The 26,704-nt window shown below is 69.9% G+C and carries 18 protein-coding genes; 12 read left to right on the top strand and 6 right to left on the bottom strand.

Annotated features, from left to right (window positions below; translation table 11 throughout):
• Positions 1-32: 32 nt before the first annotated feature.
• The 3 genes from ACFYU9_RS20325 to ACFYU9_RS20315 are packed head-to-tail and all read right to left on the bottom strand — an operon-like array spanning position 33 to position 2,606.
• Complete coding sequence (locus ACFYU9_RS20325; protein ID WP_389207717.1) at positions 33-1,562, bottom strand: helix-turn-helix domain-containing protein; 1,530 nt, start codon at positions 1,560-1,562, stop codon at positions 33-35.
• A gap of 50 nt (positions 1,563-1,612) precedes the next feature.
• Entirely contained in the window at positions 1,613-1,969 is a 357-nt protein-coding gene (locus tag ACFYU9_RS20320) for a VOC family protein (RefSeq protein ID WP_389207716.1), read from the bottom strand.
• A 55-nt stretch (positions 1,970-2,024) separates the two neighbouring features.
• On the bottom strand, positions 2,025-2,606 hold the full coding sequence (locus ACFYU9_RS20315; protein ID WP_389345595.1) for a sigma-70 family RNA polymerase sigma factor: 582 nt from the start codon (positions 2,604-2,606) through the stop codon (positions 2,025-2,027).
• A 56-nt stretch (positions 2,607-2,662) separates the two neighbouring features.
• Here ACFYU9_RS20315 and ACFYU9_RS20310 point away from each other — a divergent pair, with 56 nt between their 5' ends.
• A complete protein-coding gene (locus ACFYU9_RS20310) occupies positions 2,663-3,394 on the top strand; it encodes an alpha/beta fold hydrolase (RefSeq protein WP_389207712.1) in 732 nt (243 codons plus the stop codon).
• Between the two features lie 155 nt (positions 3,395-3,549).
• Entirely contained in the window at positions 3,550-6,279 is a 2,730-nt protein-coding gene (gene acnA / locus ACFYU9_RS20305; RefSeq protein ID WP_389345594.1) for an aconitate hydratase AcnA, read from the top strand.
• A 55-nt stretch (positions 6,280-6,334) separates the two neighbouring features.
• On the opposite strand, the gene ACFYU9_RS20300 is transcribed toward acnA, so the two are convergent.
• On the bottom strand, positions 6,335-10,138 hold the full coding sequence (locus ACFYU9_RS20300) for a GH92 family glycosyl hydrolase (RefSeq protein WP_389345593.1): 3,804 nt from the start codon (positions 10,136-10,138) through the stop codon (positions 6,335-6,337).
• A gap of 399 nt (positions 10,139-10,537) precedes the next feature.
• Here ACFYU9_RS20300 and ngcE point away from each other — a divergent pair, with 399 nt between their 5' ends.
• The 9 genes from ngcE to ACFYU9_RS20255 all read left to right on the top strand — a co-directional run bounded on the left by ngcE (position 10,538) and on the right by ACFYU9_RS20255 (position 22,622).
• Positions 10,538-11,989, top strand: coding sequence for an N-acetylglucosamine/diacetylchitobiose ABC transporter substrate-binding protein (gene ngcE / locus ACFYU9_RS20295; protein WP_389345592.1), 1,452 nt, complete (start codon positions 10,538-10,540; stop codon positions 11,987-11,989).
• Between the two features lie 60 nt (positions 11,990-12,049).
• Complete coding sequence (locus ACFYU9_RS20290; RefSeq protein ID WP_389207701.1) at positions 12,050-12,979, top strand: carbohydrate ABC transporter permease; 930 nt, start codon at positions 12,050-12,052, stop codon at positions 12,977-12,979.
• Positions 12,980-12,994: 15 nt separating this feature from the next.
• Complete coding sequence (locus ACFYU9_RS20285; RefSeq protein WP_389345591.1) at positions 12,995-13,942, top strand: carbohydrate ABC transporter permease; 948 nt, start codon at positions 12,995-12,997, stop codon at positions 13,940-13,942.
• Between the two features lie 157 nt (positions 13,943-14,099).
• Positions 14,100-15,320 (top strand): ROK family protein, encoded by a 1,221-nt coding sequence (locus ACFYU9_RS20280; protein WP_389345590.1) that lies wholly within the window; start codon positions 14,100-14,102, stop codon positions 15,318-15,320.
• Between the two features lie 122 nt (positions 15,321-15,442).
• Entirely contained in the window at positions 15,443-16,543 is a 1,101-nt protein-coding gene (locus ACFYU9_RS20275) for a substrate-binding domain-containing protein (protein ID WP_389207695.1), read from the top strand.
• A gap of 172 nt (positions 16,544-16,715) precedes the next feature.
• The gene (locus tag ACFYU9_RS20270; RefSeq protein WP_389207693.1) at positions 16,716-17,516 is read left to right on the top strand and encodes an ATP-binding cassette domain-containing protein; all 801 of its coding nucleotides are present in this window, start codon (positions 16,716-16,718) and stop codon (positions 17,514-17,516) included.
• Entirely contained in the window at positions 17,513-18,814 is a 1,302-nt protein-coding gene (locus tag ACFYU9_RS20265) for a sugar ABC transporter permease (protein ID WP_389345589.1), read from the top strand. Before ACFYU9_RS20270 ends, ACFYU9_RS20265 begins: the two co-directional genes overlap by 4 nt.
• A gap of 224 nt (positions 18,815-19,038) precedes the next feature.
• On the top strand, positions 19,039-20,958 hold the full coding sequence (gene dxs / locus ACFYU9_RS20260; RefSeq protein WP_389207689.1) for a 1-deoxy-D-xylulose-5-phosphate synthase: 1,920 nt from the start codon (positions 19,039-19,041) through the stop codon (positions 20,956-20,958).
• Positions 20,959-21,107: 149 nt separating this feature from the next.
• Entirely contained in the window at positions 21,108-22,622 is a 1,515-nt protein-coding gene (locus tag ACFYU9_RS20255) for an amino acid permease (RefSeq protein WP_389207687.1), read from the top strand.
• Between the two features lie 88 nt (positions 22,623-22,710).
• On the opposite strand, the gene ACFYU9_RS20250 is transcribed toward ACFYU9_RS20255, so the two are convergent.
• Positions 22,711-23,787: an LCP family protein gene (locus tag ACFYU9_RS20250; protein ID WP_389207685.1), complete on the bottom strand. Its 1,077-nt coding sequence runs from the start codon at positions 23,785-23,787 to the stop codon at positions 22,711-22,713.
• 235 nt (positions 23,788-24,022) lie between these two features.
• Here ACFYU9_RS20250 and ACFYU9_RS20245 point away from each other — a divergent pair, with 235 nt between their 5' ends.
• Positions 24,023-25,123: a hypothetical protein gene (locus ACFYU9_RS20245; protein WP_389345588.1), complete on the top strand. Its 1,101-nt coding sequence runs from the start codon at positions 24,023-24,025 to the stop codon at positions 25,121-25,123.
• Here ACFYU9_RS20245 and ACFYU9_RS20240 read toward each other — a convergent pair.
• Entirely contained in the window at positions 25,100-26,704 is a 1,605-nt protein-coding gene (locus ACFYU9_RS20240) for a glycosyltransferase (protein ID WP_389345587.1), read from the bottom strand. The genes ACFYU9_RS20245 and ACFYU9_RS20240 overlap by 24 nt on opposite strands.

Raw genomic sequence — 26,704 nt, 5'->3', positions numbered from 1 at the left:
GGTCGTCGGAGCCCCGTCGCGGTCGTCGGGGACTAGATGTCCCGGAAGATCTCGATCTGCGCGCCCACCGAGTTCAGGCGCTCCGCCAGGTCCTCGTACCCGCGGTTGATGACGTACACGTTGCGCAGCACCGACGTGCCCTCGGCCGCCATCATCGCGAGGAGGACGACCACGGCCGGGCGGAGGGCCGGCGGGCACATCATCTCGGCGGCGCGCCAGCGGGTGGGGCCCTCGACGAGGACGCGGTGGGGGTCGAGGAGCTGGAGGCGGCCGCCGAGGCGGTTGAGGTCGGTGAGGTAGATGGCGCGGTTGTCGTAGACCCAGTCGTGGATCAGGGTCTTGCCCTGGGCCGTGGCCGCGATGGCCGCGAAGAAGGGGACGTTGTCGATGTTGAGGCCCGGGAAGGGCATCGGGTGGATCTTGTCGATCGGCGCCTCCAGCTTGGAGGGGCGGACCGTCAGGTCGACCAGGCGGGTGCGGCCGTTGTCGGCGGCGTACTCGGTGGAGCGGTCGTGGTCGAGGCCCATCTCCTCCAGGACCGCGAGCTCGATCTCCATGAACTCGATCGGGACCCGGCGGATCGTCAGCTCCGACTCGGTGACGACGGCCGCGGCGAGCAGGCTCATCGCCTCGACCGGGTCCTCGGAGGGGGAGTAGTCGACGTCGACGTCGATCTGCGGCACGCCGTGGACGGTGAGCGTGGTGGTGCCGATGCCCTCGACCCGTACGCCGAGCGCCTCCAGGAAGAAGCACAGGTCCTGGACCATGTAGTTGGAGGAGGCGTTGCGGATGACGGTGACGCCGTCGTGGCGGGCCGCGGCGAGGAGGGCGTTCTCGGTCACGGTGTCGCCGCGCTCGGTCAGCACGATCGGGCGGTCGGGGGCGACGTTCGGCTCGACCTGGGCGTGGTAGAGGCCCTCGGTGGCGGTGATGTCGAGGCCGAAGCGGCGCAGCGCGATCATGTGCGGCTCGATCGTGCGGGTGCCGAGGTCGCAGCCGCCGGCGTACGGCAGCTTGAAGCGGTCCAGGCGGTGCAGCAGCGGGCCGAGGAACATGATGATCGAGCGGGTGCGGATGGCCGCCTCCGCGTCGATCGACTCCATGTCCAGCTCGGCGGGCGGCACGATCTCCAGGTCGACGCCCTCGTTGATCCAGCGGGTGCGGACGCCGATGGAGTTGAGCACCTCCAGGAGCCGGAAGACCTCCTCGATGCGGGCGACCCGGCGCAGCACGGTGCGACCCTTGTTGAGGAGCGTGGCGCACAGCAGCGCGACACAGGCGTTCTTGCTCGTCTTGACGTCGATGGCGCCGGAGAGCCGGCGGCGGCCCACGACCCGCAGGTGCATGGGGCCGGCGTAGCCGAGGGAGACGATCTCGCTGTCGAGTGCCTCACCGATGCGGGCGATCATCTCAAGGCTGATGTTCTGGTTGCCGCGCTCGATCCGGTTGACGGCGCTCTGGCTGGTGCCGAGTGCGTCGGCGAGCTGGGTCTGGGTCCAGCCGCGGTGCTGACGGGCGTCACGGATGAGCTTGCCGATGCGTACGAGGTAGTCGTCTGCCATGGCGTCACGTTATCTCAGATATGAGATGACGCTCGCGGTGGGGTAGGCCATCAGGGTGACGGAGTATGAGCAATGGGGTGACGCGGTTCATACAGGGGCAGTTCGGTCCCGCTCGGCAGCCGCACGGCCCCGACGATGCCCCAGCCCTGGTCGCTGACGGGTCGTGAGACCTCCGCCCCGCGGTCCTCCAGGGCGGCGAGGGTCCGCGCGATGTCGTCGCACATCAGATAGACCTCGTGCTTCGGTTCGCCCTCGGTCGGGTGCACCGCGATCTCGGCCGGCGGCAGCCGGAAGATGAGCCAGCCGCGCCCCGCGTCCACGTGGTCGAAGCCGAGGACGTCCCTGAGGAACGCCCGGTCCGCCTCCGCGTCCTGGGTGTAGAGGATCACATGTGCGCCGCTGAACATGCCTCAATTGTTCGTCCGCGTCCGCATTGCGGCAATTGCGCCACACCCGTACGGGTCAGACCGCGTCCTGAAGCCGTATGCGCTGGACCTGGCAGGCGAGCGCCCGGCGCGCCGACGCCGTCCCGGTCCCCTTCTCGTCCGGGGCGGCGGGCACGTCCAGGGCGCGGGCGATCCGGTCGTACGTGTCCCGGTACGCGCCCGGCAGTTCCGCCCCCCGCTCCCGCAGGTCCGCCTCGACGAGCCGCCGCAGCGCGTCCACGTTCTGCGGGGTGAACCGCTTCCGGCCCCGGGCGAGCACATGGACCAGGCGTGCGCAGTGGGCCTCGTCGTCGAGGGCGTGCGAGACCGCCTCGGCCAGGCCCCACAGCCGGCCTTCGAGCCACGGCGCGTCGCGCTGGTCGAGCGACACGTCCGTCGCCTCCCCGGCCCGGTCCTTCGCCACCTGCTTGGAGACGGCCGGCTGGCTCATCCCGGCGAGCCGGGCCAGCCGGTCCTGGGTCCAGCCGGCGGCGGCTAGTGCCTGGATCATCTCGGCGCGCAGCCCGCGCATCTCCTCGCCGGCCCGGATGACCTCGTTCATCCCGGCGAACATCTGGGTGACCTGTTCCTCGGTCATCTCGGTCGCGTCGGCATCCACAACCCAGTTATACCCCGCCCTCGACACGCTCCATAACCAGGTTGTATAACGTGGTTATGGAACCTCTTCTCTGCGTCCCCGGCGGCTCCGGCGACCCCGCGTACCTCGGCGACCTCGGAGGCCTCTCCGCCCACCGCACCCTGGTCGTCCCGGAACGGCACGCGACCTCCGTCGACGGCGTCGAGGCCCTCCGCCTCCGCCTCGGCCTCGACCGGATCGCCCTGCTCGGCCACTGCGCCGGCGCCAACACCGCCGTCCGCTACGCCGCCCGGCATCCCGAGCGCGTCGAGCGGCTCGTCCTCGTCACTCCGAGCACCCGCGCACTCGGCGTCGGCATCACCGCCGGCGCCCGGCTCGCCCTGGCCCGCCGCCGCGCCCGTGAACCGTGGTTCCCGGCCGCCTTCGCCGCCCTGGAGGCGATCAACGCGGGCACCGGCGCCGACTGGGAGGCCGTCGCGCCCTTCCTGTACGGCCGCTGGGACGCCGCCGCGCGCGACCACCACGCGGCCGAGTCGGCGGCGGGCCGGGCCCCGGCCGGTACCGCCGACGACGACGCCTTCGCCCCGGCCGGCGTCCGCGCCGCGCTCGCCGCACTTCCCGCCCCCGTCCTGCTGCTCGCGGGCGAGGTCGACCTCAACAGTCCGCCGAGCGCGGTCGAGGAGTGCGCGGGGCTGGTGTCCGATGCCACATTCCATGTGCAGCCCGACGCGGGGCACTATCCGTGGCTGGACGACCCCGTCCGCTTCGTCGCGACCCTGGCCGGGTTCCTCGCGTCCTGCCGGGCATGACCGACCGCCGGTGATGTACTAGAGTTATCTCGACATCGAGATATCTGCCGAGGCGCACCGCTGCCGCCACCCGGTAAGGGTTACCTAACTTAGCCTTACCTTAGCGGATCGACGACGTGTACGTGGCGGCAGGATGTGGTGAAACGCGCACATATATGAAGGAGACTGTCGTGTCGGCGAACAGCTTCGACGCCCGCAGCACGCTGCGCGTGGGCGACGAGTCGTACGAGATCTTCAAGCTGGACAAGGTCGAGGGCTCCGCGCGCCTCCCTTACAGCCTGAAGGTCCTCCTGGAGAACCTGCTCCGCACCGAGGACGGCGCGAACATCACCGCCGACCACATCCGGGCCCTCGGCGACTGGGACTCCCAGGCCCAGCCGAGCCAGGAGATCCAGTTCACGCCGGCGCGCGTGATCATGCAGGACTTCACCGGTGTCCCCTGTGTCGTCGACCTCGCCACCATGCGCGAGGCCGTCGCGGCGCTCGGCGGCGACCCGGCGAAGATCAACCCGCTCTCCCCGGCCGAGATGGTCATCGACCACTCCGTCATCGCGGACAAGTTCGGCACCAACGACGCGTTCGCGCAGAACGTCGAGCTGGAGTACGGCCGCAACAAGGAGCGCTACCAGTTCCTGCGCTGGGGCCAGACCGCGTTCGACGACTTCAAGGTCGTCCCGCCGGGCACCGGCATCGTCCACCAGGTGAACATCGAGCACCTGGCCCGCACCGTCATGGTCCGTAACGGCCAGGCGTACCCCGACACCCTCGTCGGCACCGACTCGCACACCACCATGGTCAACGGCCTCGGTGTGCTGGGCTGGGGCGTCGGCGGCATCGAGGCCGAGGCCGCGATGCTCGGCCAGCCGGTCTCCATGCTCATCCCGCGCGTCGTCGGCTTCAAGCTGACCGGCGAGCTGCCCACCGGCACCACCGCCACCGACCTGGTGCTGACCATCACCGAGATGCTGCGCAAGCACGGTGTCGTCGGCAAGTTCGTCGAGTTCTACGGTGAGGGCGTCGCCGCCACCTCCCTCGCGAACCGCGCCACCATCGGCAACATGTCGCCGGAGTTCGGCTCCACCGCCGCGGTCTTCCCGATCGACGACGAGACCCTGAACTACCTCAAGCTCACCGGCCGCTCCGAGCAGCAGGTCGCGCTCGTCGAGGCGTACGCCAAGGAGCAGGGCCTCTGGCTGGACCCGAAGGCCGAGCCGGACTTCTCCGAGAAGCTCGAGCTCGACCTCTCCACGGTCGTCCCGTCGATCGCCGGCCCGAAGCGCCCGCAGGACCGCATCGTCCTCGCGAACGCCGCCGCGCAGTTCGCCCAGGACGTCCGCAACTACGTCGCCACCGCCGACGAGGCGGGCGAGGAGTCCTTCCCGGCCTCCGACGCCCCCGCCGTCAGCAACGGCGTCCCGTCCAACCCGGTCGAGGTGACCGCCCCCGACGGCACCACCTACACGATCGACCACGGCGCCGTCACCGTCGCCGCGATCACCTCCTGCACCAACACGTCGAACCCGTACGTGATGGTCGCCGCCGCGCTCGTCGCGAAGAAGGCCGTGGAGAAGGGCCTGACCCGCAAGCCGTGGGTCAAGACCACCCTCGCCCCGGGCTCGAAGGTCGTCACCGACTACTTCGACAAGGCGGGTCTGACCCCGTACCTCGACAAGGTCGGCTTCAACCTCGTCGGCTACGGCTGCACCACCTGCATCGGCAACTCCGGCCCGCTGCCGGAGGAGGTCTCCAAGGCCGTCAACGAGCACGACCTCGCCGTGACCTCGGTGCTCTCGGGCAACCGCAACTTCGAGGGCCGCATCAACCCCGACGTCAAGATGAACTACCTGGCCTCCCCGCCGCTGGTCGTCGCGTACGCCATCGCGGGCTCCATGAAGGTGGACATCACCAAGGACGCGCTGGGTGTCGACACCGAGGGCAACCCGGTCTTCCTCAAGGACATCTGGCCCTCCGAGGCCGAGGTCAACGACGTCGTCGCCAACGCCATCGGCGAGGACATGTTCTCCAAGTCCTACCAGGACGTCTTCGCCGGCGACGCCCAGTGGCAGGCGCTGTCGATCCCGACCGGCAACACCTTCGAGTGGGACGCCGAGTCGACCTACGTCCGCAAGCCCCCGTACTTCGAGGGCATGACGATGGAGACCACCCCGGTCACCGACATCACGGGCGCCCGCGTGCTCGCGAAGCTCGGCGACTCGGTCACCACCGACCACATCTCCCCGGCCGGTGCCATCAAGGCCGACACCCCGGCCGGCAAGTACCTCACCGAGCACGGTGTGGAGCGTCGTGACTTCAACTCCTACGGCTCGCGCCGAGGCAACCACGAGGTCATGATCCGCGGCACGTTCGCCAACATCCGCCTGCGCAACCAGATCGCGCCGGGCACCGAGGGCGGCTACACCCGCGACTTCACCCAGGCCGGGGCGCCGGTGTCGTTCATCTACGACGCCTCGCAGAACTACCAGGCCGCCGGCACCCCGCTGGTCATCCTGGGCGGCAAGGAGTACGGCTCCGGCTCGTCCCGCGACTGGGCGGCCAAGGGCACGGCCCTCCTCGGCGTCAAGGCCGTCATCACCGAGTCGTACGAGCGCATCCACCGCTCGAACCTCATCGGCATGGGCGTCCTCCCGCTCCAGTTCCCGGCCGGCCAGTCGGCCGACTCGCTCGGCCTGACCGGCGAGGAGACCTTCTCCATCACCGGCATCACCGAGCTGAACGAGGGCACGACCCCGAGCACGGTCAAGGTCACCACCGACACCGGTGTCGAGTTCGACGCGGTCGTCCGCATCGACACCCCCGGTGAGGCGGACTACTACCGCAACGGCGGCATCATGCAGTACGTGCTGCGCAACCTGATCCGCGGCTAAGGATCGGCGAAAGGGCCCGTCTCCACCCGGAGACGGGCCCTTTCTCATGCCCGGGTCAGCCGAGCAGCTCGACCTCGGCCAGCTCGCCGCCCGAACCCGCCGGCACGAGCCGGTACCTCGCGTACGTCCCCGGCGCCGCCACCGTGAACACCCGCGTCTGCCGGTTCCACGCGAAGGACTCGCCCGAGCGCCGGTCCAGCTCCTGCCACGTCACACCGTCCGCCGAGCCCTGGAGCACCCAGCCCGCCGGCGCCTTCGCCCGGTCCGCCGACGAGGTCAGCGTGTACTGCACGGCCCGGCCGGCAGCGGCCAGCGGCAGCTCGACCGCGCCGGCCACCGGTCCCGCCGTCGCCGACGTGTCGTCGAACAGCGGACCCGCGCCCCTGACCAGGTCGGTCCGCGGCGCCGGCACCTTGTCGTCCTTCGTGAGCGACACCGGGCCCGCCGCGGCGCCCGTGCCCCACGCCGAGGGCTTCGGTCCCATGTCGAACTTCAGGGTGCCGCCCCTGGCGAGCAGGCCGTGCGGCAGCGCCGTCGACGTCCACGCCACGCCGTCGAGCTTCACGCCCTGGACGTAGATGTTCCGGGCGCTGTTGCGGGGTGCCTCGACGACCAGCGTGCGGCCGTTGTCCATCCGCACGGTCGCCTTGGTGAACAACGGCGAGCCGATCGCGTACTCCCCGCTGCCCATCACCAGCGGATAGAAGCCGAGCGCGGAGAAGAGGAACCACGCCGACTGCTCGCCGTTGTCCTCGTCGCCGTGGTAGCCCTGGCCGATCTCGCTGCCGGTGTAGAGCCGGGAGAGCACCTCGCGGACCTTCTCGGCCGTCTTCCACGGCTGCCCGGCGGCGTCGTACATGTACGGCACGTGGTGGGCGACCTGGTTGGAGTGCCCGTACATGCCCATGCGCACGTCCCGCGCCTCGGTCATCTCGTGGATGACGCTGCCGTACGAGCCGGCCACGTCCGGGCTCGCCGTCTCGGGCGTCGAGAAGTAGGCGTCGAGCTTCTGCGCGAGGCCCGCGCGCCCGCCGTACAGGTTGGCCAGGCCCCGGGAGTCCTGCGGGGCGGTGAAGGCGTAGCCCCAGCCGTTGGTCTCCGTGTAGTCGTAGCCCCAGATCCTCGGGTCGAACGACTCCGAGGGCACCCGCCAGCCGCCCTTCGCGTCGCGGCCCTGGAAGAAGCCGGCCTTCGCGTCGAAGAGCGTGACGTACTTGCGGGCCCGGTCGAGGAAGTACGCGGACTCCTCCGCGTACCGCTTCTCGCCGGTCTTCTCGTACAGCGCCCGGCCCATCCGCCCGATGCCGTAGTCGTTGAGGTAGCCCTCCAGCGACCAGGACAGGCCCTCGTCGGTGTCGGTCGAGGCGTAGCCCGTGAACGGGGAGGTCGCCATGCCCTTGCGGCCGGTGCCCCGGCTCGGCGAGACGACGGTCGCGTTCTTCAGGGCGGCCTCGTAGGCGGCCGCCGCGTCGAAGTCCACGCCCTTCACGTACGCGTCGGCGAAGGCCACGTCGGAGGAGGTGCCGGTCATCAGGTCCGCGTAGCCGGGCGAGGACCAGCGCGAGATCCAGCCGCCGTCCTTGTACTGCTGCACGAAGCCGTCGACCAGCTCGCCCGCCTTGTTCGGGGTGAGGAGCGCGTAGGCGGGCCAGGTGGTGCGGTAGGTGTCCCAGAAGCCGTTGTTGACGTACGGCCTGCCCTCGACGACCTTCGCGCCGGTGCGGGTCGGGGTGTCCGGCCCGGCCGGGGGAGTGAAGGGGCTGGCGTAGCGGTAGGTCGAACCGACCTTCTCGAAGGCCGAGTTGGGGTAGAGGTAGAGCCGGTAGAGGCTGGAGTAGAGGGTGACCAGCTGGTCGTGGCTCGCGCCCTCGACCGTCACCCGGCCGAGCACCCGGTCCCAGGCGTCCTGGGCGCGCTCGCGGACGGTGTCGAAGGAGGTGCCGTCCGGGATCTCGTCGGCGAGGTTGGCCTTCGCCTGCTCGACGGAGATGAGGGAGGTCGCGATCCGCAGGCTGACCGTGCGGTCCGCGCCCGCGTCGAAGCGCAGGTGCCCCTTCACGCCCTGCGCCGCCGAGTCGGTGACCGGCGCGTCGAAGACGCCGTACACGAACATCCGGCCCGCACCCGTCGACAGGCCGCTCTTCACGTCCGAGTAGGCGGTGAAGGAGCGGGTCGCCGGATCGACGGTGAGCCCGCCCTGGTCGGTGACGTTGTCGAGCACGACGCTCGCGTCCTCACCCGGATAGGTGAACCGCATGACGGCCGCGTGGTCGGCCGGCGCGATCTCCGCCTTCAGGCCGTTCACGAAGGTGACGCCGTAGAGGTACGGCTTCGCCGTCTCGTCGGCGTGGCGGAACGGGAGCGCGCGGGCGCCCCGGTCGGCCGGCGGGGTGCCGGCGGCGGCCGAGGGCATCACCTGGAAGGTCTGCCGGTCGCCCATCCACGGACTCGGCTGATGGCTGACGGACAGCGCCTGGAGGGCCGGCAGGTTGTCGGCGTTGTTGCCGCGCGCGTACTCGTAGATCCAGCTCTGCGTCGCCGCGTTGGTCACCGGCGTCCAGAAGTTGAAGCCGTGCGGCACGGCCGTGGCCGGGAAGGTGTTGCCGCGCGAGAAGGAGCCGGAGGAGTTGGTGCCGCGGACCGTCGAGGCGTACGCGGACAGCCGGTCGTAGGGCTGCTGCGGCTTCCTCGGCGCGATCGAGAGGTCGTCGATCCAGCCCTGGAACTTCCCCGGGCCCTTGGGCGAGTCGTACGCCACCAGGATCCGGTCCACCGTCTTGCCGTTCGCCACGTCCCCGATCCGGGCCGTCACCCGGTTCCACTGGTTGACGTAGAGCCGCTTGGCCGCGCCCTGGCCCTGCGGGCTGAGCCGCCCGCCGTACGAGTCCGTCGCGCCCAGGTCGCTCAGATAGGTGCCGTCGGTGAAGGCCAGGTCCACGGACACGTTCGTGGCCGGGTAGTTCAGGTCGGCGTCGGAGGCCGACATCGACGGGAAGATCTCGTAGGACAGCTCGGTGTCGCGGACGATCCGGGTGTCGACGTCGAAGACCTTGTTGTACGAGTACGCCCGGCCCGCGTCCCGGTGCGTGCCCGCGTAGCGCAGCGCCCGCTTCCCCGTGAAGCCCGCGCCGGCCTTGGCGGTGGGGGAGCCGCTGGGGCCGCGGTCCACGGCGCTGCGCATCTCCTCGGGGACGGGCTGCGAGGTGTCGCCGTTGGAGAACTGGACGTCGGCGAGCTGGGTGAGGCCCGCGCCCGCGTTCCTGGTGACCTCCAGGCGGTAGTGGGCGTACGCCGCCGGGGCTCCGGGGAGGTCGTACGTCCTCGTCTCGAAGCGCTTGGCGAAGCTCTCGCCCGACCGCGTGTCGAGGACCGTCCACTCCTTGCCGTCCGCCGAGGCCTTCAGCGTCCAGTCCCGCGGATCGCGTTCCGCGGCGTCGTTGGCCGAGGTGAGCGCGTACGCGGCGAGCTTCACCGGCTGGTCGGTGTCGAACTCCAGCCAGGCCGTCGGCTCGAACACCAGCCATTTGGTGCCGGGTTGGAGATCGACGAGGTTCTCCTTCACCTCGCCGGCGCCGGCGTTCTCGCCGCTGGCGCGCACGTCCGTCACCCGGTCGGTGACGTTGCCCGGGATGCCGGTGACGAATCCGCCGTCGACGCCCGATGTCCGTGCCTGTCCGTCCGGGCCGGTTTCGACGGTGTTGCGCCAGGTCGGCTGGGCTTCGTCCGGTTCGAAGGAGGTGCTGAACTCCCGGGCGGAATCGTCCGATCGGCCCGGAAGTGCCTGAGCCACCGAGGGGGTGAGGCCCAGAACGAGTGCGGCCGACGCCGCGAGTGAGAGCGCTCTGAGAGGGAGGTGCATGCCTTTCGCCACTCCTGCCGCTGTTTTAGACAACGTTGTCAATCTAGCCGCGCAAGATCCCAGGGAAGGGCAAGTGGGTGGGCCTGTCAAGGGTGTTGACGGCAAGGCGCGGGAGAAAGCGGGGCAGAAAGGCCGCGGACGGTCCGCGGGTATTCCGCAGGTCTCAACTCGGAGAAGACTGCCGGGGAAAGCTGGTTTCGATCTTGCTCCGGTGACGTGAAGTGGACTATACCTGTCGGCGTCCAGCCCGTCGTACCGGTCCACTCCCGTACGGCGACGCCCGACGCCTGCACGACCCAGCTGCAATTGACCGCGGTGGCGGGGCCCTTCGCCTGAGGCGAACTCTGTACGGGCGACCGGTACACCGCCTGAGTCCTGAATGAAGGCGAGGACTTAAGCATGGGATCCACCTCCGCCACGAACGGCACCCCGGACAACGAGGGCCTCGGCCGCCGCGATCTGATCAAGCGTTCCGCCGCTCTCGGTCTGATCTCGGTGCCCACCATGAGTTTCCTGTCGGCGTGCGCCTCCAGCGGCGGCGACGACACGAGCTCCGACAAGCCCAAGGGCGAGAAGACGAAGGACAATCCGTTCGGCGTCGCCAAGGGCGGAAAGATAGACGTCGTCGTCTTCAAGGGCGGGTACGGCGACGACTACGCCAAGGCGTGGGAGGCCAGCTTCAACAAGAAGTGGGGCGTCGCCGCGACCCACACCGGCACCCAGGAGATCACCGGCAAGCTCCAGCCCCGCTTCAACGCGGGCAACCCGCCGGACATCGTCGACGACTCCGGCGCCCAGAAGATCAAGATCGACGTCCTGCAGAAGAACGGCCAGCTGCTCGACCTCGCCGAGGTCCTCGACGCGCCGTCCGTCGACGACCCGGCCAAGAAGGTCCGCGACACGCTGATCCCGGGCACCCTCGACGCCGGCATCCTGGAGGGCAAGACCGTCGCCCTCAACTACATCTACACGGTGTGGGGCCTGTGGTACTCCGGCAAGCTCTTCAAGGAGAAGGGCTGGACCGAGCCGAAGACCTGGGACGAGTTCCTCGCCATCTGCAAGGACGCCACCGCCCAGGGCATCGGCGGCCTCGCCCACCAGGGCAAGTTCCCTTACTACATCAACGTCGCCATCATGGACCTGATCGCCAAGAAGGGCGGTCTGGACGCCATGAAGGCGATCGACAACCTCGACCCCAAGGCGTTCGTCGGCTCCGACGCCGCCAAGGAGGCCGTCGAGGCGATCTACGAGGTGGTCGAGAAGGGCTACCTCATGCCCGGCACCAACGGCCTCACCCACACCGAGTCGCAGACCCGCTGGAACCAGTACAAGGCCGCCTTCATCACCTGTGGCTCCTGGCTGGAGAACGAGCAGCTCAACCAGACCCCGGCCGACTTCGACATGAAGTTCATGCCGATGCCGCTGCTGCCCGGCAGCAAGATGCCGTACGAGGCGATCCGCGCCGGCTCCGGCGAGCCCTTCATCATCCCCTCCAAGGCCAAGAACCTGGCCGAGGCGAAGGAGTTCATGCGGATGATGCTCTCCAAGGAGTGGTCGACGCTCTTCGCCAAGGAGGCCAACTCGCTCACCATCCTCGCCGACGGCGTCGACCCGAGCGTCAAGCTGCGCCCCGGCACCCAGTCCACGGTCGAGGCGTCCAAGAAGGCCGGCACCAACACCTTCCGGTTCCTGTACACCGAGTGGTACAGCGAAATGGACACCGAGATCCAGAACGCCTCCAACGAGCTGATGGCGAAGCGCATCCAGCCCGCGGAATGGCTCAAGCGGGCCCAGGTCGCGGTCGACAAGGCCGCCAAGGACCCGGCGGCCAAGAACAACCACCGCGACTGACGCGCGGACCGACCGCGCGCATCACCTCGCCGGGAACACCAGGGACAGGATCGCCACGCCATGCGCAAAGGGCAGTACAAGTTCGTCACGGGATTCCTCTTCATACCCGTGGCCCTCTATCTGGTCTTCGTCATCTGGCCGTACATCCAGACGTTCGGCTACTCGCTGACCGACTGGAAAGGCCAGTCCCAGACCTTCTCCTTCGTCGGACTCGACAATTACGTCGCCCTCTTCCAGGACGACGTCTTCCTCGGAGCGGTCTGGCACAACATCCTGTTCCTGGTGTTCATCCCGGTGATCACCATCCTGCTCGCCCTCTTCTTCGCCTTCATGGTGAACGCGGGCGGACGCAGCCGGGCCGGCGGCGTCGCCGGCGTCGGCGGCTCGAAGTTCTACAAGATCGTCTATTTCTTCCCGCAGGTGCTCTCGCTCGCGATCCTCGCCGTCCTCTTCGGCGCCGTGTACCGCAGCGACACCGGCGGCATGCTCAACGGCGTGCTGCTCAAGCTCGGCCTCGTCGACGCGGAGAACCCGATCGAATGGCTGAACGAGCCGAACTTCGTGCTCTGGGCGCTGATGGCGGTCGTCGTCTGGCACGGCGTCGGCTTCTACCTGGTGCTGTTCTCCGCCGCCATGCAGTCCATCCCGAAGGACGTCTACGAGGCCGCGCTCATCGACGGCGCCGGCCGTGCCCAGTCCTTCTTCCGCATCACCCTGCCGCTGCTGTGGGACTCCGTGCAGACCGCGTGGGTCTACCTCGGCATCGTCGCGATGGACATGTTCGTCCTCGTCTCGACCATGACCTCCGGCGACTACGGCGGTGGCCCCGACCACCACAGCGAGGTCATGTCCACCGTGATGATGCGGAACTTCCTCTACTTCGGAAAGAGCGGCTACGCCTGCGCCATGGGCGTCGTGATGCTGCTGCTCACCCTGATCGTGTCCGTGGTCACGCTGCGCGCCACCCGCCGCGAGCGCCTCGAGTTCTGAGCGGGAGAACCGACGATGACTGCCCCCATCCAGAAGTCCGACGCCACCGCCACCGGCGCGGCCGGCGTCCCCCGCCAGCGCGCGGCCGGCAAGAGCGGCGGCGCCCCGCCGTCCGGCCCGGCCCGCGAGGGCACCGTCCTCAACGTCTTCTCGCACGGCTTCCTCGCCCTGTGGGCGCTGATGATCGTGCTGCCGCTGCTGTGGCTGGTGCTCAGCTCCTTCAAGACCGACGCGCAGATCGCCGGGTCCGCCTTCGGCTGGCCCGCCCACTGGTCCTTCGACGTCTTCGGCCGGGCCTGGAGCAAGGGCATCGGCGACTACTTCCTCAACACCGTGATCGTCCTGGTGTTCTCGGTGCCGCTGACCATGCTCTTCGGCTCCATGGCCGCGTACGTGCTGGCGCGCTACCGCTTCTGGGGCAACCGGCTCATCTACTACTTCTTCGTCGCCGGCGCGATGTTCCCGGTCTTCCTGGCGCTCGTCCCGCTCTTCTTCATGGTGAAGATGCTCGGGATGCTCAACACCTACCAGGGCCTGGTCCTGGTGTACGTCGCCTACTCGATGCCGTTCACCGTCTTCTTCATGCACTCCTTCTTCCGGACGCTGCCGACGGCCGTCTTCGAGGCCGCGATCCTGGACGGCGCCTCGCACACCCGGGCCTTCTTCCAGGTGATGCTGCCGATGGCGAAGCCGGGCCTGGTGAGCGTCGGCATCTTCAACACGCTGGGCCAGTGGAACCAGTTCCTGCTGCCCACCGTGCTGATGCAGCCGCAGACGGGCGACGACCCCGAGCGCTACGTGCTCACCCAGGGCCTCATCCAGCTCCAGCAGCAGCAGGGCTACGCCTCCGACCTGCCGGTGCTCTTCGCCGGCGTGACCATCGCCATGATCCCGATGCTGGTGGTCTACCTGTCCTTCCAGCGGCAGGTCCAGGCGGGTCTCACCTCGGCCACGCTCAAGTAACGAATCACCCGTTCCGCTCCGGCCCCCGAGGACCTCGTCCCCGGGGGCCGGACCTTTTGCATCCGGATCCGGCTCCGCTGTAGGACTTGACGCCGACAAGCCCCACAGCGGAGCTTGGAGTTCATAACTTGTACACGTCATAGGGTGGAGAGAGTCAATGGAGACTCCGGGGTCGCAGTCCTCGCTGCACCGGGCCAATCTGGAGCGGGTCGTCCGGGCGGTAAGGATGGCCGGATCGCTCACCCAGGCGGAGATCGCCCGGGCGACGGGCCTGTCCGCCGCCACGGTCTCCAACATCGTGCGGGAGCTGAAGGACGGCGGCACCGTCGAGGTCACCCCGACCTCCGCGGGGGGCCGGCGGGCCCGCAGCGTCTCGCTCAGCGGCGACGCCGGCATCGTCATCGGCGTCGACTTCGGGCACACGCACCTGCGCGTCGCGGTCGGCAACCTGGCCCACCAGGTGCTCGCCGAGGAGGCCGAGCCGCTGGACGTCGACGCCTCCGCCGCGGAGGGCTTCGACCGGGCGGAACAGCTGGTCACGCGGCTGATCACGAGCACCGGCATCGGCCGGGACAAGGTCATCGGCGTCGGCCTCGGCGTGCCCGGTCCCATCGACGTCTCCTCCGGCCTGCTGGGCTCCACGTCGATCCTGCCGGGCTGGAGCGGCATCAACCCGGCCGACGAGCTCTCCGCCCGCCTCGGCGTCCCCGTGCACGTCGACAACGACGCCAACCTCGGCGCGCTCGGCGAGCTGGTCTGGGGCAGCGGCCGGGGCGTCAAGGACCTCGCGTACATCAAGGTCGCCAGCGGTGTCGGCGCCGGCCTGGTGATCGACGGCCGGGTCTACCGGGGCCCGGGCGGCACGGCCGGCGAGATCGGGCACATCACGCTCGACGAGTCGGGCCCGGTGTGCCGCTGCGGCAACCGCGGCTGTCTGGAGACCTTCGCGGCCGCCCGCTACGTCCTGCCGCTGCTCCAGCCCAGCCACGGGCCCGATCTGACCATGGAGCGGGTGGTCCAGCTGGCCCGCGAGGGCGACCCCGGCTGCCGCCGGGTGATCGCCGACGTCGGCCGGTACATCGGCAGCGGTGTCGCCAACCTCTGCAATCTCTTGAACCCGAGCCGGGTGGTCCTGGGGGGAGATCTGGCCGAGGCCGGCGAGCTGGTGCTCGCGCCCATCCGGGACTCCGTCTCCCGCTACGCCATCCCCAGCGCGGCCCGGCAGCTCTCCCTGGCCCCCGGGGCCCTGGGCGGCCGCGCCGAGGTGCTCGGCGCGCTCGCCCTCGTGCTGAGCGAGATGGGCGACTCCACGCTCCTGGAGAGTGCTATGGGTGGTTTGTCCGGTTCGGCGAAGCCGAAGACTCCTGCCTTCACTTAGATAACGAATGGCACCGTTGTCGTCTCGTTAAGTATTTACTCCTTGACGTCAGACCTGCGGCCGAGTTGACTTCCAGCCACCTCGGCCGCAACGTCGCGGCCTCGTCAGGGAGGCAACCCCACATGAACGCAGTGACGCGTCGCGTCGTCATAGGCACGGCCGCGGTTTCCATGGCCCTCTCCCTTGCCGCCTGCGGCAAGGCCGGCGACAACGGCTCGGGCGGCTCGGCGGGCGGTGACAGCAAGACCATCGGTCTGCTCCTGCCCGAGAACAAGACCACGCGCTACGAGACCTTCGACCGCCCGATCATCGAGGCGAAGATCAAGGCCCTGTGCTCCGACTGCGAGGTCAAGTACAACAACGCCGCGCAGGACACCGAGACGCAGAAGAAGCAGTTCGACGCGCTCGTCACCCAGGGCGTCAAGGTCATCATCCTGGACTCGGTCGACTACAAGGCCACCAAGTCCTGGGTCCAGCAGGCCGAGGCCAAGGGCGTCAAGGTCGTCGCGTACGACCGCCTGGCCGAGGGCCCGATCTCCGCGTACGTGTCGTACGACAACGAGAAGATCGGCCGCCTGCAGGGCAACGCGCTGGTGAAGGCGCTCGGCGCGGGCGCCAAGTCCGCCAACGTCGTCATGATCAACGGCTCGCCGACCGACCCGAACGCCCCGCTGTTCAAGAAGGGCGCCCACAGCGTCATCGACGGCGCCGTGAAGAAGGTCGTCTACGAGCAGGACATCCCGGACTGGTCCCCGGACGAGGCCAACAAGAAGATGGGCGCCGCCATCGACTCGCTGGGCAAGACCGGCTTCCAGGGCGTCTACTCCGCCAACGACGGCATGGCCGGCGGCATCATCACCGCCCTCAACAAGCAGGCCGTGAAGGTCCCGGTCGGCGGCCAGGACGCCGAACTCGCCGGTCTGCAGCGCATCCTGAAGGGCGACCAGACCTTCACGATCTACAAGCAGATCAAGCCGGAGGCCGAGACCACCGCCGAGATCGCCGTCAAGCTCCTCAAGGGCGAGAAGATCGACGAGCTCACGCCCGTCCAGGTCGACAGCCTCACCGGCGAGTTCAAGGGCATCCCGGCCAAGCTGTACGACGCGCAGGTCGTGACCAAGGACAACATCGCCTCCACGATCATCGCCGACAACGTCTACAAGGCGGCCGACATCTGCACCGCCGAGTACAAGGCGGCCTGCGAGGCCGCGGGCATCAAGTAGCCCGCGGGGCCCCAGGCCCCGGGCCACGGCCCGCCCCCGCCCCCCACGCAGAAACGGTTCGGCGACCCCGCCCCGACATCCACGCCCCGCAAGCGGGGGCGGGGCGCCGGACTCCCCCTTGTACCCCACGGTCTTTTTGCACCACATCCCCGCCGGTCAGGCGGCGAAGGAGATGATTCACGTGTCCGCTGCGCCCGTGCTGGCGTTGCGCGGGGTCTCCAAGCGGTTCGGCGCCGTCCAGGTGCTCACCGATGTCGATCTGGAGATCCACGCCGGAGAGGTCGTCGCCCTGGTGGGCGACAACGGCGCCGGCAAGTCCACCCTCGTCAAGACGATCTCGGGCGTCCACCCGATCGACGAGGGCACCATCGAATGGGACGGCCGCCCCGTCCAGATCACCCGGCCCCAGGACTCCCAGAACCTCGGAGTCGCGACCGTCTACCAGGACCTGGCGCTCTGCGACAACCTCGACGTCGTCGCCAACCTCTTCCTCGGCAGCGAGCTGAACTCCGGCTCCGTGCTCGACGAGATCGCCATGGAGAAGCGTGCCCGGGAGCTCCTGGACACCCTGTCCATCCGGATCCCGTCGGTCCGCATCCCCGTCGCCGCCCTCTCCGGCGGCCAGCGACAGGTCGTGGCCATCGCCCGCGCCCTGATCGGCGACCCCAAGATCGTCATCCTGGACGAGCCCACCGCCGCCCTCGGCGTCGAGCAGACCGCCCAGGTGCTCGACCTCGTGGAGCGGCTGCGCGAGCGCGGCCACGGCGTCATCCTCATCAGCCACAACATGGCCGACGTGCGCGCCGTCGCCGACAAGGTCGCGGTGCTCCGCCTCGGCCGCAACAACGGCGTCTTCGACGTCGCCGACACCACCCACGAGACGATCATCGCCGCCATCACGGGAGCCACGGACAACGCCGTGACCCGCCGGCAGGCCCGTACGGCCGCGGCCGCGAAGGAGGACGCGAAGTGAGCGACCTCACCAAGACCACCGAGCAGGACCCCGCCGGGCAGTCCGCGGCCGAGCAGTCCGCGGCCCCGGTCCCGGCCGTCGACCCGCGCCTCCTCGTCCGCGAGGAGGGCCTCAAGGGCTATCTGACCGAGTTCACCCGCAAGGTCCGCGGCGGCGAGCTCGGCTCGCTCCCGGTCATCCTCGGCCTGATCGTCATCGCGGTCGTCTTCCAGCTCCAGAACAGCAACTTCCTGTCCGCGAGCTCGGTCGCCAACGTCGCCGTCTACGCCTCCGGCCTCGGCATCATGGCCGTCGGCATCGTTTTCGTGCTCGTCCTCGGCGAGATCGACCTCTCCATGGGCTCCGTCGCCGGCGTCGGCGCCGCCGTCTGGGCCGGCCTCCAGGTCACCCACGGCATGAACGAGTGGCTGTCCATCGTGCTCGCGGTGCTCGCCGGCACCGCCATCGGCGCGCTGCACGGCTTCTTCTTCGCCAAGATCGGCGTCCCCGCCTTCGTGGTCACCCTGGCCGGCTTCCTCGGCTGGATGGGTCTCCAGGAGTGGCTGATGGGCGGCGAGGGCTCCATCAACACGCCGTCCGGCAGCGTGGTGGAGAACCTCACCAACTACTTCTTCGCCGACAAGATCGCCGCCTACGGCCTCGCCCTGCTCGCCGTCGCCGCGTACGTGCTCTCGCAGCTGCGCGACAGCAGCCGCCGCAAGGCCGCCCAGCTCCCGGCCCGCCCGATGAGCGAGATCCTGCTGCGCACCGGCGTCGTCGCGGTCCTGGTCTTCGCCGTCGCGTACGTGATGAACGAGCCCGCCGGCGCCCGCGGCCTGCCGCTCGCCCTGGTGCTCTTCCTCGCCGTCCTGGTGCTCGCCGACTTCGTCGCCCGCCGCACCCTCTTCGGCCGCAAGGTCTTCGCGGTCGGCGGCAACGCCGAGGCGGCCCGCCGCGCCGGCATCAACGTGGACCGGGTCCGGATCGCCGTCTTCGCGATCTCCGGCACCCTCGCCGCCTTCGGCGGCCTGTTCATCGCGAGCCTCTCCGGCGGCGCGACCAAGAGCCTCGGCGGCGGCAACACGCTGATGCTGGTCATCGCCGCGGCCGTGATCGGCGGCACCAGCCTCTTCGGCGGCCGCGGCAAGGTCTGGTCCGCGCTGCTCGGCATGATCGTGATCCAGTCGATCCAGCAGGGCCTGAACATGATCGGCATGTCCAACGCGATCCAGAACATGATCACCGGCGCGGTGCTGCTCGCCGCCGTCGTGATCGACTCGGTCTCCCGCCGCACGCAGAAGACCGCAGGCCGCGCGTGACGCGCACCACCGTCCCGTAGCCACGGACCGTTCGCAGTCCGCCCGGCGCCGAGAACCGGCGCCGGGCACTGCTGCGTCCGGACCAGTGCGACGACCGCACGGATCATCGGTGTGTCGGCCATCCGGGTGGCGGTGAAGCCCCCGGCCCGATGCCCGCGATCCAGGACGGAACATTAGACTCGACAAATCGGCAAGCTCGACCAGTTCAAAGCAAGGAGGCACGGGTGGCTCTGCTGACCCGTATCAGGGGACCGCGAGATCTGGACCGGCTCTCCTCGGAACAGCTGGACCAGCTGGCCGAAGAGATCAGGACTTTCCTCGTGGACGCCGTCTCCAAGACCGGCGGGCACCTCGGTCCCAATCTCGGCGTGGTCGAACTGACCATCGCCCTGCACCGCGTCTTCGACTCGCCCAAGGACAAGGTCCTCTGGGACACCGGCCACCAGAGCTACGTCCACAAGCTGCTCACGGGCCGCCAGGACTTCTCCAAGCTCAAGATGAAGGGCGGCCTGTCCGGCTACCCCTCGCAGGCCGAGTCCGAGCACGACGTCATCGAGAACTCGCACGCCTCGACCGTCCTCGGCTGGGCCGACGGCCTCGCCAAGGCGAACCAGGTCCTGAAGAAGGACGACCACGTCGTCGCCGTCATCGGCGACGGCGCGCTGACCGGCGGCATGGCCTGGGAGGCGCTCAACAACATCGCCGACGCCAAGGACCGCCAGGTCGTCATCGTCGTCAACGACAACGAGCGCTCCTACGCGCCCACCATCGGCGGCCTCGCCAACCACCTGGCCACCCTGCGCACCAGCGACGGCTACGAGCGCTTCCTCGCCCGCGGCAAGGACCTCCTGGAGCGCACCCCGGTCGTCGGGAAGCCGCTCTACGAGACGCTGCACGGCGCCAAGAAGGGCCTGAAGGACTTCATCGCCCCGCAGGGCATGTTCGAGGACCTCGGTCTGAAGTACGTCGGCCCCATCGACGGCCACGACATCGAGGCCCTGGAGTCGGCGCTCACCCGCGCCAAGCGCTTCGGGGGCCCGGTCATCGTGCACTGCCTCACCGAGAAGGGCCGCGGCTACCAGCCCGCGCTCCAGGACGAGGCCGACCGCTTCCACGCCGTCGGCAAGATCCACCCCGACACCGGTCTGCCGATCGCCTCCTCCGGCGCCGACTGGACCAGCGTCTTCGGCGAGGAGATGGTCGCGCTCGGCAAGGAGCGCGAGGACATCGTCGCCATCACGGCGGCCATGCTCCAGCCGGTCGGCCTCGACCGCTTCGCCAAGGCCTTCCCCGAGCGGGTGTTCGACGTCGGCATCGCCGAGCAGCACGCCGCGGTCTCCGCGGCCGGCCTCGCCACCGGCGGCCTGCACCCGGTCTTCGCCGTCTACGCGACCTTCCTCAACCGGGCCTTCGACCAGGTCCTGATGGACGTGGCCCTGCACAAGTGCGGCGTCACCTTCGTCCTCGACCGGGCCGGCGTCACCGGCACGGACGGCGCCTCCCACAACGGCATGTGGGACATGTCGATCCTCCAGGTCGTGCCCGGCCTGCGGCTCGCCGCCCCGCGCGACGCCGACCAGGTCCGGGCCCAGCTGCGCGAGGCCGTCGAGGTCACCGACGCGCCCACCGTGGTCCGCTTCTCCAAGGGCGCCGTCGGCCCCGCCGTACCCGCCGTGCGCCGGGTCGGTGGCATGGACGTGCTGCGCGAGCCCGGCAGCGACACGCCGGACGTGCTCCTGGTCTCGGTCGGCGCGCTCGCGCCGATGTGCCTGGAGATCGCCGACCTGCTCGACAAGCAGGGCATCTCCACCACCGTCGTCGACCCGCGCTGGGTCAAGCCGGTCGACGAGGCCCTCGCCCCGCTCGCCGAGGGCCACCGCGTCGTCGTCACCGTCGAGGACAACAGCCGCGTCGGCGGCGTCGGCTCCGCCGTCGCCCAGGCGCTGCGCGACGCGGGCGTCGACGTCCCGCTGCGCGACTTCGGCATCCCGCCGCGCTTCCTCGACCACGCCTCGCGCGGCGAGGTGCTCGCCGAGATCGGCCTGACCGCCCCGGACATCGCGCGCCAGGTCACCGGCCTGGTCTCGCGGCTCGACGGACGGTTCGAGAGCAGCAGCAAGGCCGTGGAGCCCGCGCGGGACTGACGCCGCGCGAGCTTGCGTGACCTCGATCGGGGTCACCACGCGTCACCCTTGGGCCGGTCGGCTCACTCCTCGGAGTGCCGACCGGCCCTTCCGCGTGCATGCTGGCCTCAAGGCGGGCAGCCCTCAAGGGCGAGCCAGGGAGGTAGACCGTGACCACGGACCAGCAATCCCCGCGGAACTCGGGCCTGTTCCGGACCAAGTCGGTGGAACAGTCCATCCGCGACACCGAGGAACCCGAGCACGCCCTGAAGAAGTCCCTCTCCGCCTGGGACCTCACCGTGTTCGGCGTCGGCGTCATCATCGGCACCGGCATCTTCGTCCTCACCGGCAAGGTCGCCAAGGAGAACGCTGGCCCGGCCACCGCACTCGCGTTCGTCGCCGCCGGCATCGTCTGCGCGCTGGCCGCCCTGTGCTACGCGGAGTTCGCCTCCACGGTCCCGGTCGCCGGTTCGGCCTACACCTTCGCGTACGCCTCCATCGGCGAACTGCCCGCCTGGATCATCGGCTGGGACCTCGTCCTGGAGTTCGCGCTCGGCACCGCCGTCGTCGCCGTCGGCTGGTCCGGCTACGTCCGCTCGCTCATGGACAACATCGGCTGGCACCTGCCGGCCGCGCTCGAAGGCCCCGACGTGCCCGGCGGCACGTTCGACATCCTGGCCTTCCTGCTCGTCCTGGTGCTCACCGCGGTCCTCGTGCTCGGCATGAAGCTGTCCGCGCGGATCACCGCCGTGGTCGTGGCCATCAAGGTGACCGTCGTGATGATCGTGATCATCGCGGGCCTGTTCTTCATCGTCGGCGACAACTACCACCCGTTCATCCCGCCGGCCGTCACCCCGCCCGGCGGCGGCAGCGACTGGACCGCGCCGCTGGTCCAGCTGATGTTCGGCTACCAGCCGACCAACTTCGGCGTCATGGGCATCTTCACCGCCGCCTCCGTCGTCTTCTTCGCCTTCATCGGCTTCGACGTGGTCGCCACCGCCGCCGAGGAGACCAGGCTGCCGCAGCGCGACATGCCCCGGGGCATCCTCGGCTCGCTGCTCATCTGCACGGTGCTCTACGTGGCGGTCGCCCTCGTCGTCACCGGCATGCAGCACTACACCGAACTCTCCGTCAGCGCCCCGCTCGCCGACGCCTTCAAGGCCGTCGGCCACCCGTTCTACGCGGGCGTCATCAGCTTCGGCGCCGCCATCGGCCTCACCACGGTCTGCCTCATCCTGCTGCTCGGCCAGACCCGCGTCTTCTTCGCGATGAGCCGCGACGGACTGCTGCCGCGCTTCTTCTCCATCACCCACCCGCGCTTCAGGACCCCGTACCGGCCGACCATCCTGCTCGGCGGCATCATCTCCATCGTCGCGGGCTTCACCAGCATCAACGAGCTCGCGACCCTGGTGAACATCGGCACGCTCTTCGCCTTCGTCGTGGTCGCCGTCGGCGTCATGGTCCTGCGCCGCACCCGCCCCGACCTCCACCGCGCCTTCCGCACCCCGTGGGTGCCGGTGCTCCCGATCGTCTCGATCGCGGCCTCGCTCTGGCTGATGCTCAACCTGCCCGCCGAGACCTGGTTCCGCTTCGCGGTCTGGATGGTGATCGGCTTCGTCGTCTACGCCCTGTACGGGCGCAAGCACAGCCGGCTGGGGAAGGTGGGGCGGGAGGCGGAGTACTGACGGACCGGCGGAGTGCCGGCGGAGTCACGCAGAGGGCGCGCGGTGCCACGCACCGGGCGCCCTCGTGATGTCGGTGGTGCCGCCGGGCTCAGCCGCCGGTCGCCGGCGACTTCTTCGCCGACTCCGGGATGTCGGTGTCCTCGCGTATCGCCGTCCACAGCTTCTTGGCGTTCGGCTCGTACGCGACGACCCGGTTCTTGTCGATCTTGTCGTAGGCCACCGGCAGCATGATCGTCTCCATGTCGGCCGGGTCCACGCCGTTGAGGCTGCGGGCGTAGTCGCTGAGCGAGGTCAGCGAGGCCAGGTCGGAGTCGGTGGTGAGGGCCTTGGTCGCGGAGTCCGCGATCTTGTAGGTCTTGCTGGGGCTGCCGAGCAGGTCCTGCTTCTTCACCTCGGTGAGCAGCGCGTTGAGGAACTTCTGCTGGTTGCCGATGCGGCCCAGGTCGCTGCCGTCACCGACGGCGTACCGGGTGCGCACGAAGGCGAGCGACTGCGTGCCGTCCAGGCGCTGCGGGCCCGCGGCGAGGTCCAGGCCCGTGTGCTTGTCCTTGATCGGCTTGTCGACGTCGACGGTCACGCCGCCGATCGCGTCGACCAGGTCCTTGAACCCGGCGAAGTCGATCTCCATGTAGTGGTCGAGCCGGACACCGGACATCTTCTCGACCGTCTTGACCACGCACGCCGGGCCGAAGCCCGAGTACACCGAGTTGAACATGACCCGCTTCGCCTCGGGCGCCGTCCCGCCGCCGCGCCGCGTGCACTCCGGGCGCGTCACCAGCGTGTCGCGGGGGATGCTCACCGCCACCGCCTTCTGCCGCCCCTCCGGCACGTGCACCACGAGCGCCGTGTCCGACCGCGCCCCGCTCACCGACGCGCCGTCGAGCGCCGCGTTGGCCCCGGCCCGCGAGTCCGAGCCGAGCACCAGCAGGTTCTGGCCGGACGTCGGCAGCTTCGGCGGCCGGTTGTCGCCGAGTTCCTTGGTGATGTCGACGGCCTTGATGTTCCCGTCGATGCTCGAGTACATCCAGTACACGGTCCCGCCGGCGGCGAGGACGAGCACGAGCAGGGTCAGCAGGACGATGCGGCCGGTCCTGCGCTTGCGGGGGCGTCCCTGGGACGCGCCCCGGCGGCGCGAGCCGCCCGCCGTCGTGTTGTGGTCGGTCATGGCTGGGTCGAGTCTCTTCCTATGTGACGAAACAGAGCGAAGTGCGTGGATGGCGTTATGTCGGGGATCGGGCGTCGCCGACCGCCCGTGAACGCGCGGTGAAGCGTGTGACAAACTTCGGGGCGACGGACAGGCGGAGAGACGGATGGTGATCGTGATCCGTGGCAGGAACAGGGGCCGGAACACGGATTCCGGAGTGGTCACCCACCCCGATACCGACGCTCCGGGGCCGCAGATGGTTCAGCCGCCCGCCGGCCGCTGGCTCTTCACCGGCGGCGACGGCCGGCTGACGGCGTACGCGGCCACCGCCACCGGCCTGCTCCGCTGGACCGAGACCGCGCACGGCGCCTTCGAGGGTCCCCGGCCGATCGAGGTCCCGGGCTGGGCGGGTGGGCTGAGCCTCGCGAGGAGCAGTCAGGGATACGTCTGCTTCGCCGGTCTGCGCCGCGCGCCGCAGGGCGACGCCCTGCACGTGATCGTCAGCACCCAGTACCAGACCGGCCGTCCGCTGATCGACTGGTCCGACCTCGGGGTCCCGGTGGGCGCGGGCGGCGGGGGCGACGACCCGGTCGTCGCCGGACCCCTGGTCGTGGTCAACCAGAACTCCGGGTCGGTGCACGTCCTGGTCTCCCTGCGGCACGGCGGGATCGTGCGGCGCAGCCGCACGCCCGAGGGCCGCTGGGGCCAGTGGAAGAACGTCACCGACCGGCCGTACGCCGGGGAGTTCACCGCCGCCATGGCCGCGGGCGGCCCGCTGGAGGTGCTGGCGGTGAGCGCCGACGGCTCCGTGGACCGCTGGGCGGGTGCGGGCGGCGGCCGCTTCGAGCTGCGGGATCGTTTCGGCATCGCTGTGGCCGACGGCACGCTGACCGTCCTGGAGACGGGCAAGAAGCGCAGCACGTATCTGTGGCGCTACCCCGGGGACGACTCGCTGGTCGCCTGGCGCGCCGCGACGGGCACCGCCCAGTCCGCCGGCGTCATGGCGCTGGGCGGCCCGGGCGGCCGGGGCCGACCCGGCGCGGTGCGCACCGTCATCGGCGAGTACGACTGCACCGTGCTCGCCCAGTGCGGCGCCCACGGCGGGATCGAGGTCACCGCCTACGTCACCGAGAACGAGGGTTACGGCACCTGGTGGGCGCCCATCGGCGATCCCGCGGTCGCCGCGACGGCCCCGCAGCCCGGCGTCGACGGCGCCGGCCGGCTGGTCGTCGCCGCGCTCGACCGGACGGGCGCCCTGCTGCTGTCCCGTCAGGACCTGACGCAGGACGGCCTCGTCTTCGGACCGTGGGAGCGGATGGGTGACCATGCGCCCTCAGTTGCTGCCGGGCAGCGGTAGCCGCTCGGACACCTCGAGGGAGAGGTCGCCCTCCGGGGTGTAGAACGGCGCCGCCGCCAGCTCGTGCCCGGGCGTCGTCGCCGAGGGCGCGAAGACCACCGGCGCCCGGCCGGTGACGTCGACCTCGGCGGAACGCTTGCGGCCGAGCCGGACCTCCTGCGTGACGCCCTCGAAGCTCACCGCCAGGTGGACGTCCCAGACCCCGGTGCGCAGCGGCCAGCCGTCGGACATCTGGCGCAGGTTGATCCGGGTGGAGAAACGGCCCATGGCCCGGGTCTTGCCCTTGGAGTTCAGCAGCGTGTCATCGCGCCGGGCGGTCACCGAGAAGCGCTCCTCCGCCCCGGTGAGCCGGTGCCGCAGCACGACCTTGGTGTTCCGTTCGCGGGTGCTGAGCTGCTCGAAGAACGCGTGGCCGTCGAGCAGCAGCAGCGGACCGTTCCACTTCATGCCCGTCAGCTGCTGGTTGACCGTCATCTGGCCGGTGATGTCGAAGAGCGCGTCGGGAAGGTTCACCGCCGGGTCGCGGAAGTACGGCAGCAGCGAGTAGACCCGGCCGTTCTCGACCGTCTTCTTCGGCGCCGGACGGGTCTTGTCCGCCTCGTACGCGGCCATCTGCTGGGCCTCCTGGTGGAAGCCGGCCGCGATCAGCGCGAACCGCACGGCGAGGGGACGCGGCAGCAGCGCGAAGGCGCTCGCCGGGACCTGGCCGCGCAGCAGCTCGGCCGCCGCCCACAGGGTGCGCTCGCGTTCGGCGGGCTGGTCCGAGGCGAGCAGCAGGGGCCCGGTCGCCTTGCCCAGGTCCGCCTCCAGATGGCGGGAGATCAGCAGGTCCTGCCGTGGCCCGGGCGGCAGCATCGCGGTGAGCAGCGCGATCATCCGCGAGACCATGGTGATCCGCTGGGACAGCGGCACCTGGCCGTTCCCGGACGGGCCCTTGACCACGCACGGCTCGTCGGCGACCACCGCGATGTCGTCCGCGCGGACGAGCGCGGCGGCCGTGAACGCCTGGTCGTCGCCGATGGCCATGTCCGTGGGGAACTCCAGGCCGCAGCGCCGCACCAGGCTCGTCCGGAACAGCTTGTCCGGGGTCAGCGACCAGTAGACGCGCGACGCGTAGAGGTCCACCGACCCCTGGGTCTTGCGGAACATCGACGTCGCGACCGTGTGCTTGCCGGAGCTCTCCAGCTTGCCCAGCACCACGTCGGCCTCGTTGGCGTCGGCCGAACCGACCATCAGCTCCAGCGCCTTCGGCGTGAGCCGGTCGGCGCCGGTCAGGAAGAGGACGTAGCGGCCGGTGGCCTGGCTCATGCCCCAGTTGCGGGCCTCGGCGGGGGACAGGCCGCGCCGGAACTGCCCTGCGCGCAGCCAGCCGGCGTAGTGCCGCTCGGCCTCGGCGAGCAGCGAGGCGCTGCTGTCGGTGGAGCCGTCGTCGACGGCGATGACCTCGACGCGCTCGGCGCCGATCGTCTGGCCGAGCAGGGAGTCGAGGCAGGCGCGCAGCGTACGGGCGTGGTCCTGGACGTACAGGACCACGGTGACGTCCCGGATGTCGCCGGGGTACACGGGTGTGGAGGTGGTCAT

It is taken from the genome of Streptomyces sp. NPDC004327 (assembly GCF_042873935.1).
Classification (GTDB): Bacteria; Actinomycetota; Actinomycetes; order Streptomycetales; family Streptomycetaceae; genus Streptomyces.
This window is presented reverse-complemented; position numbering and strand designations above follow the sequence as displayed.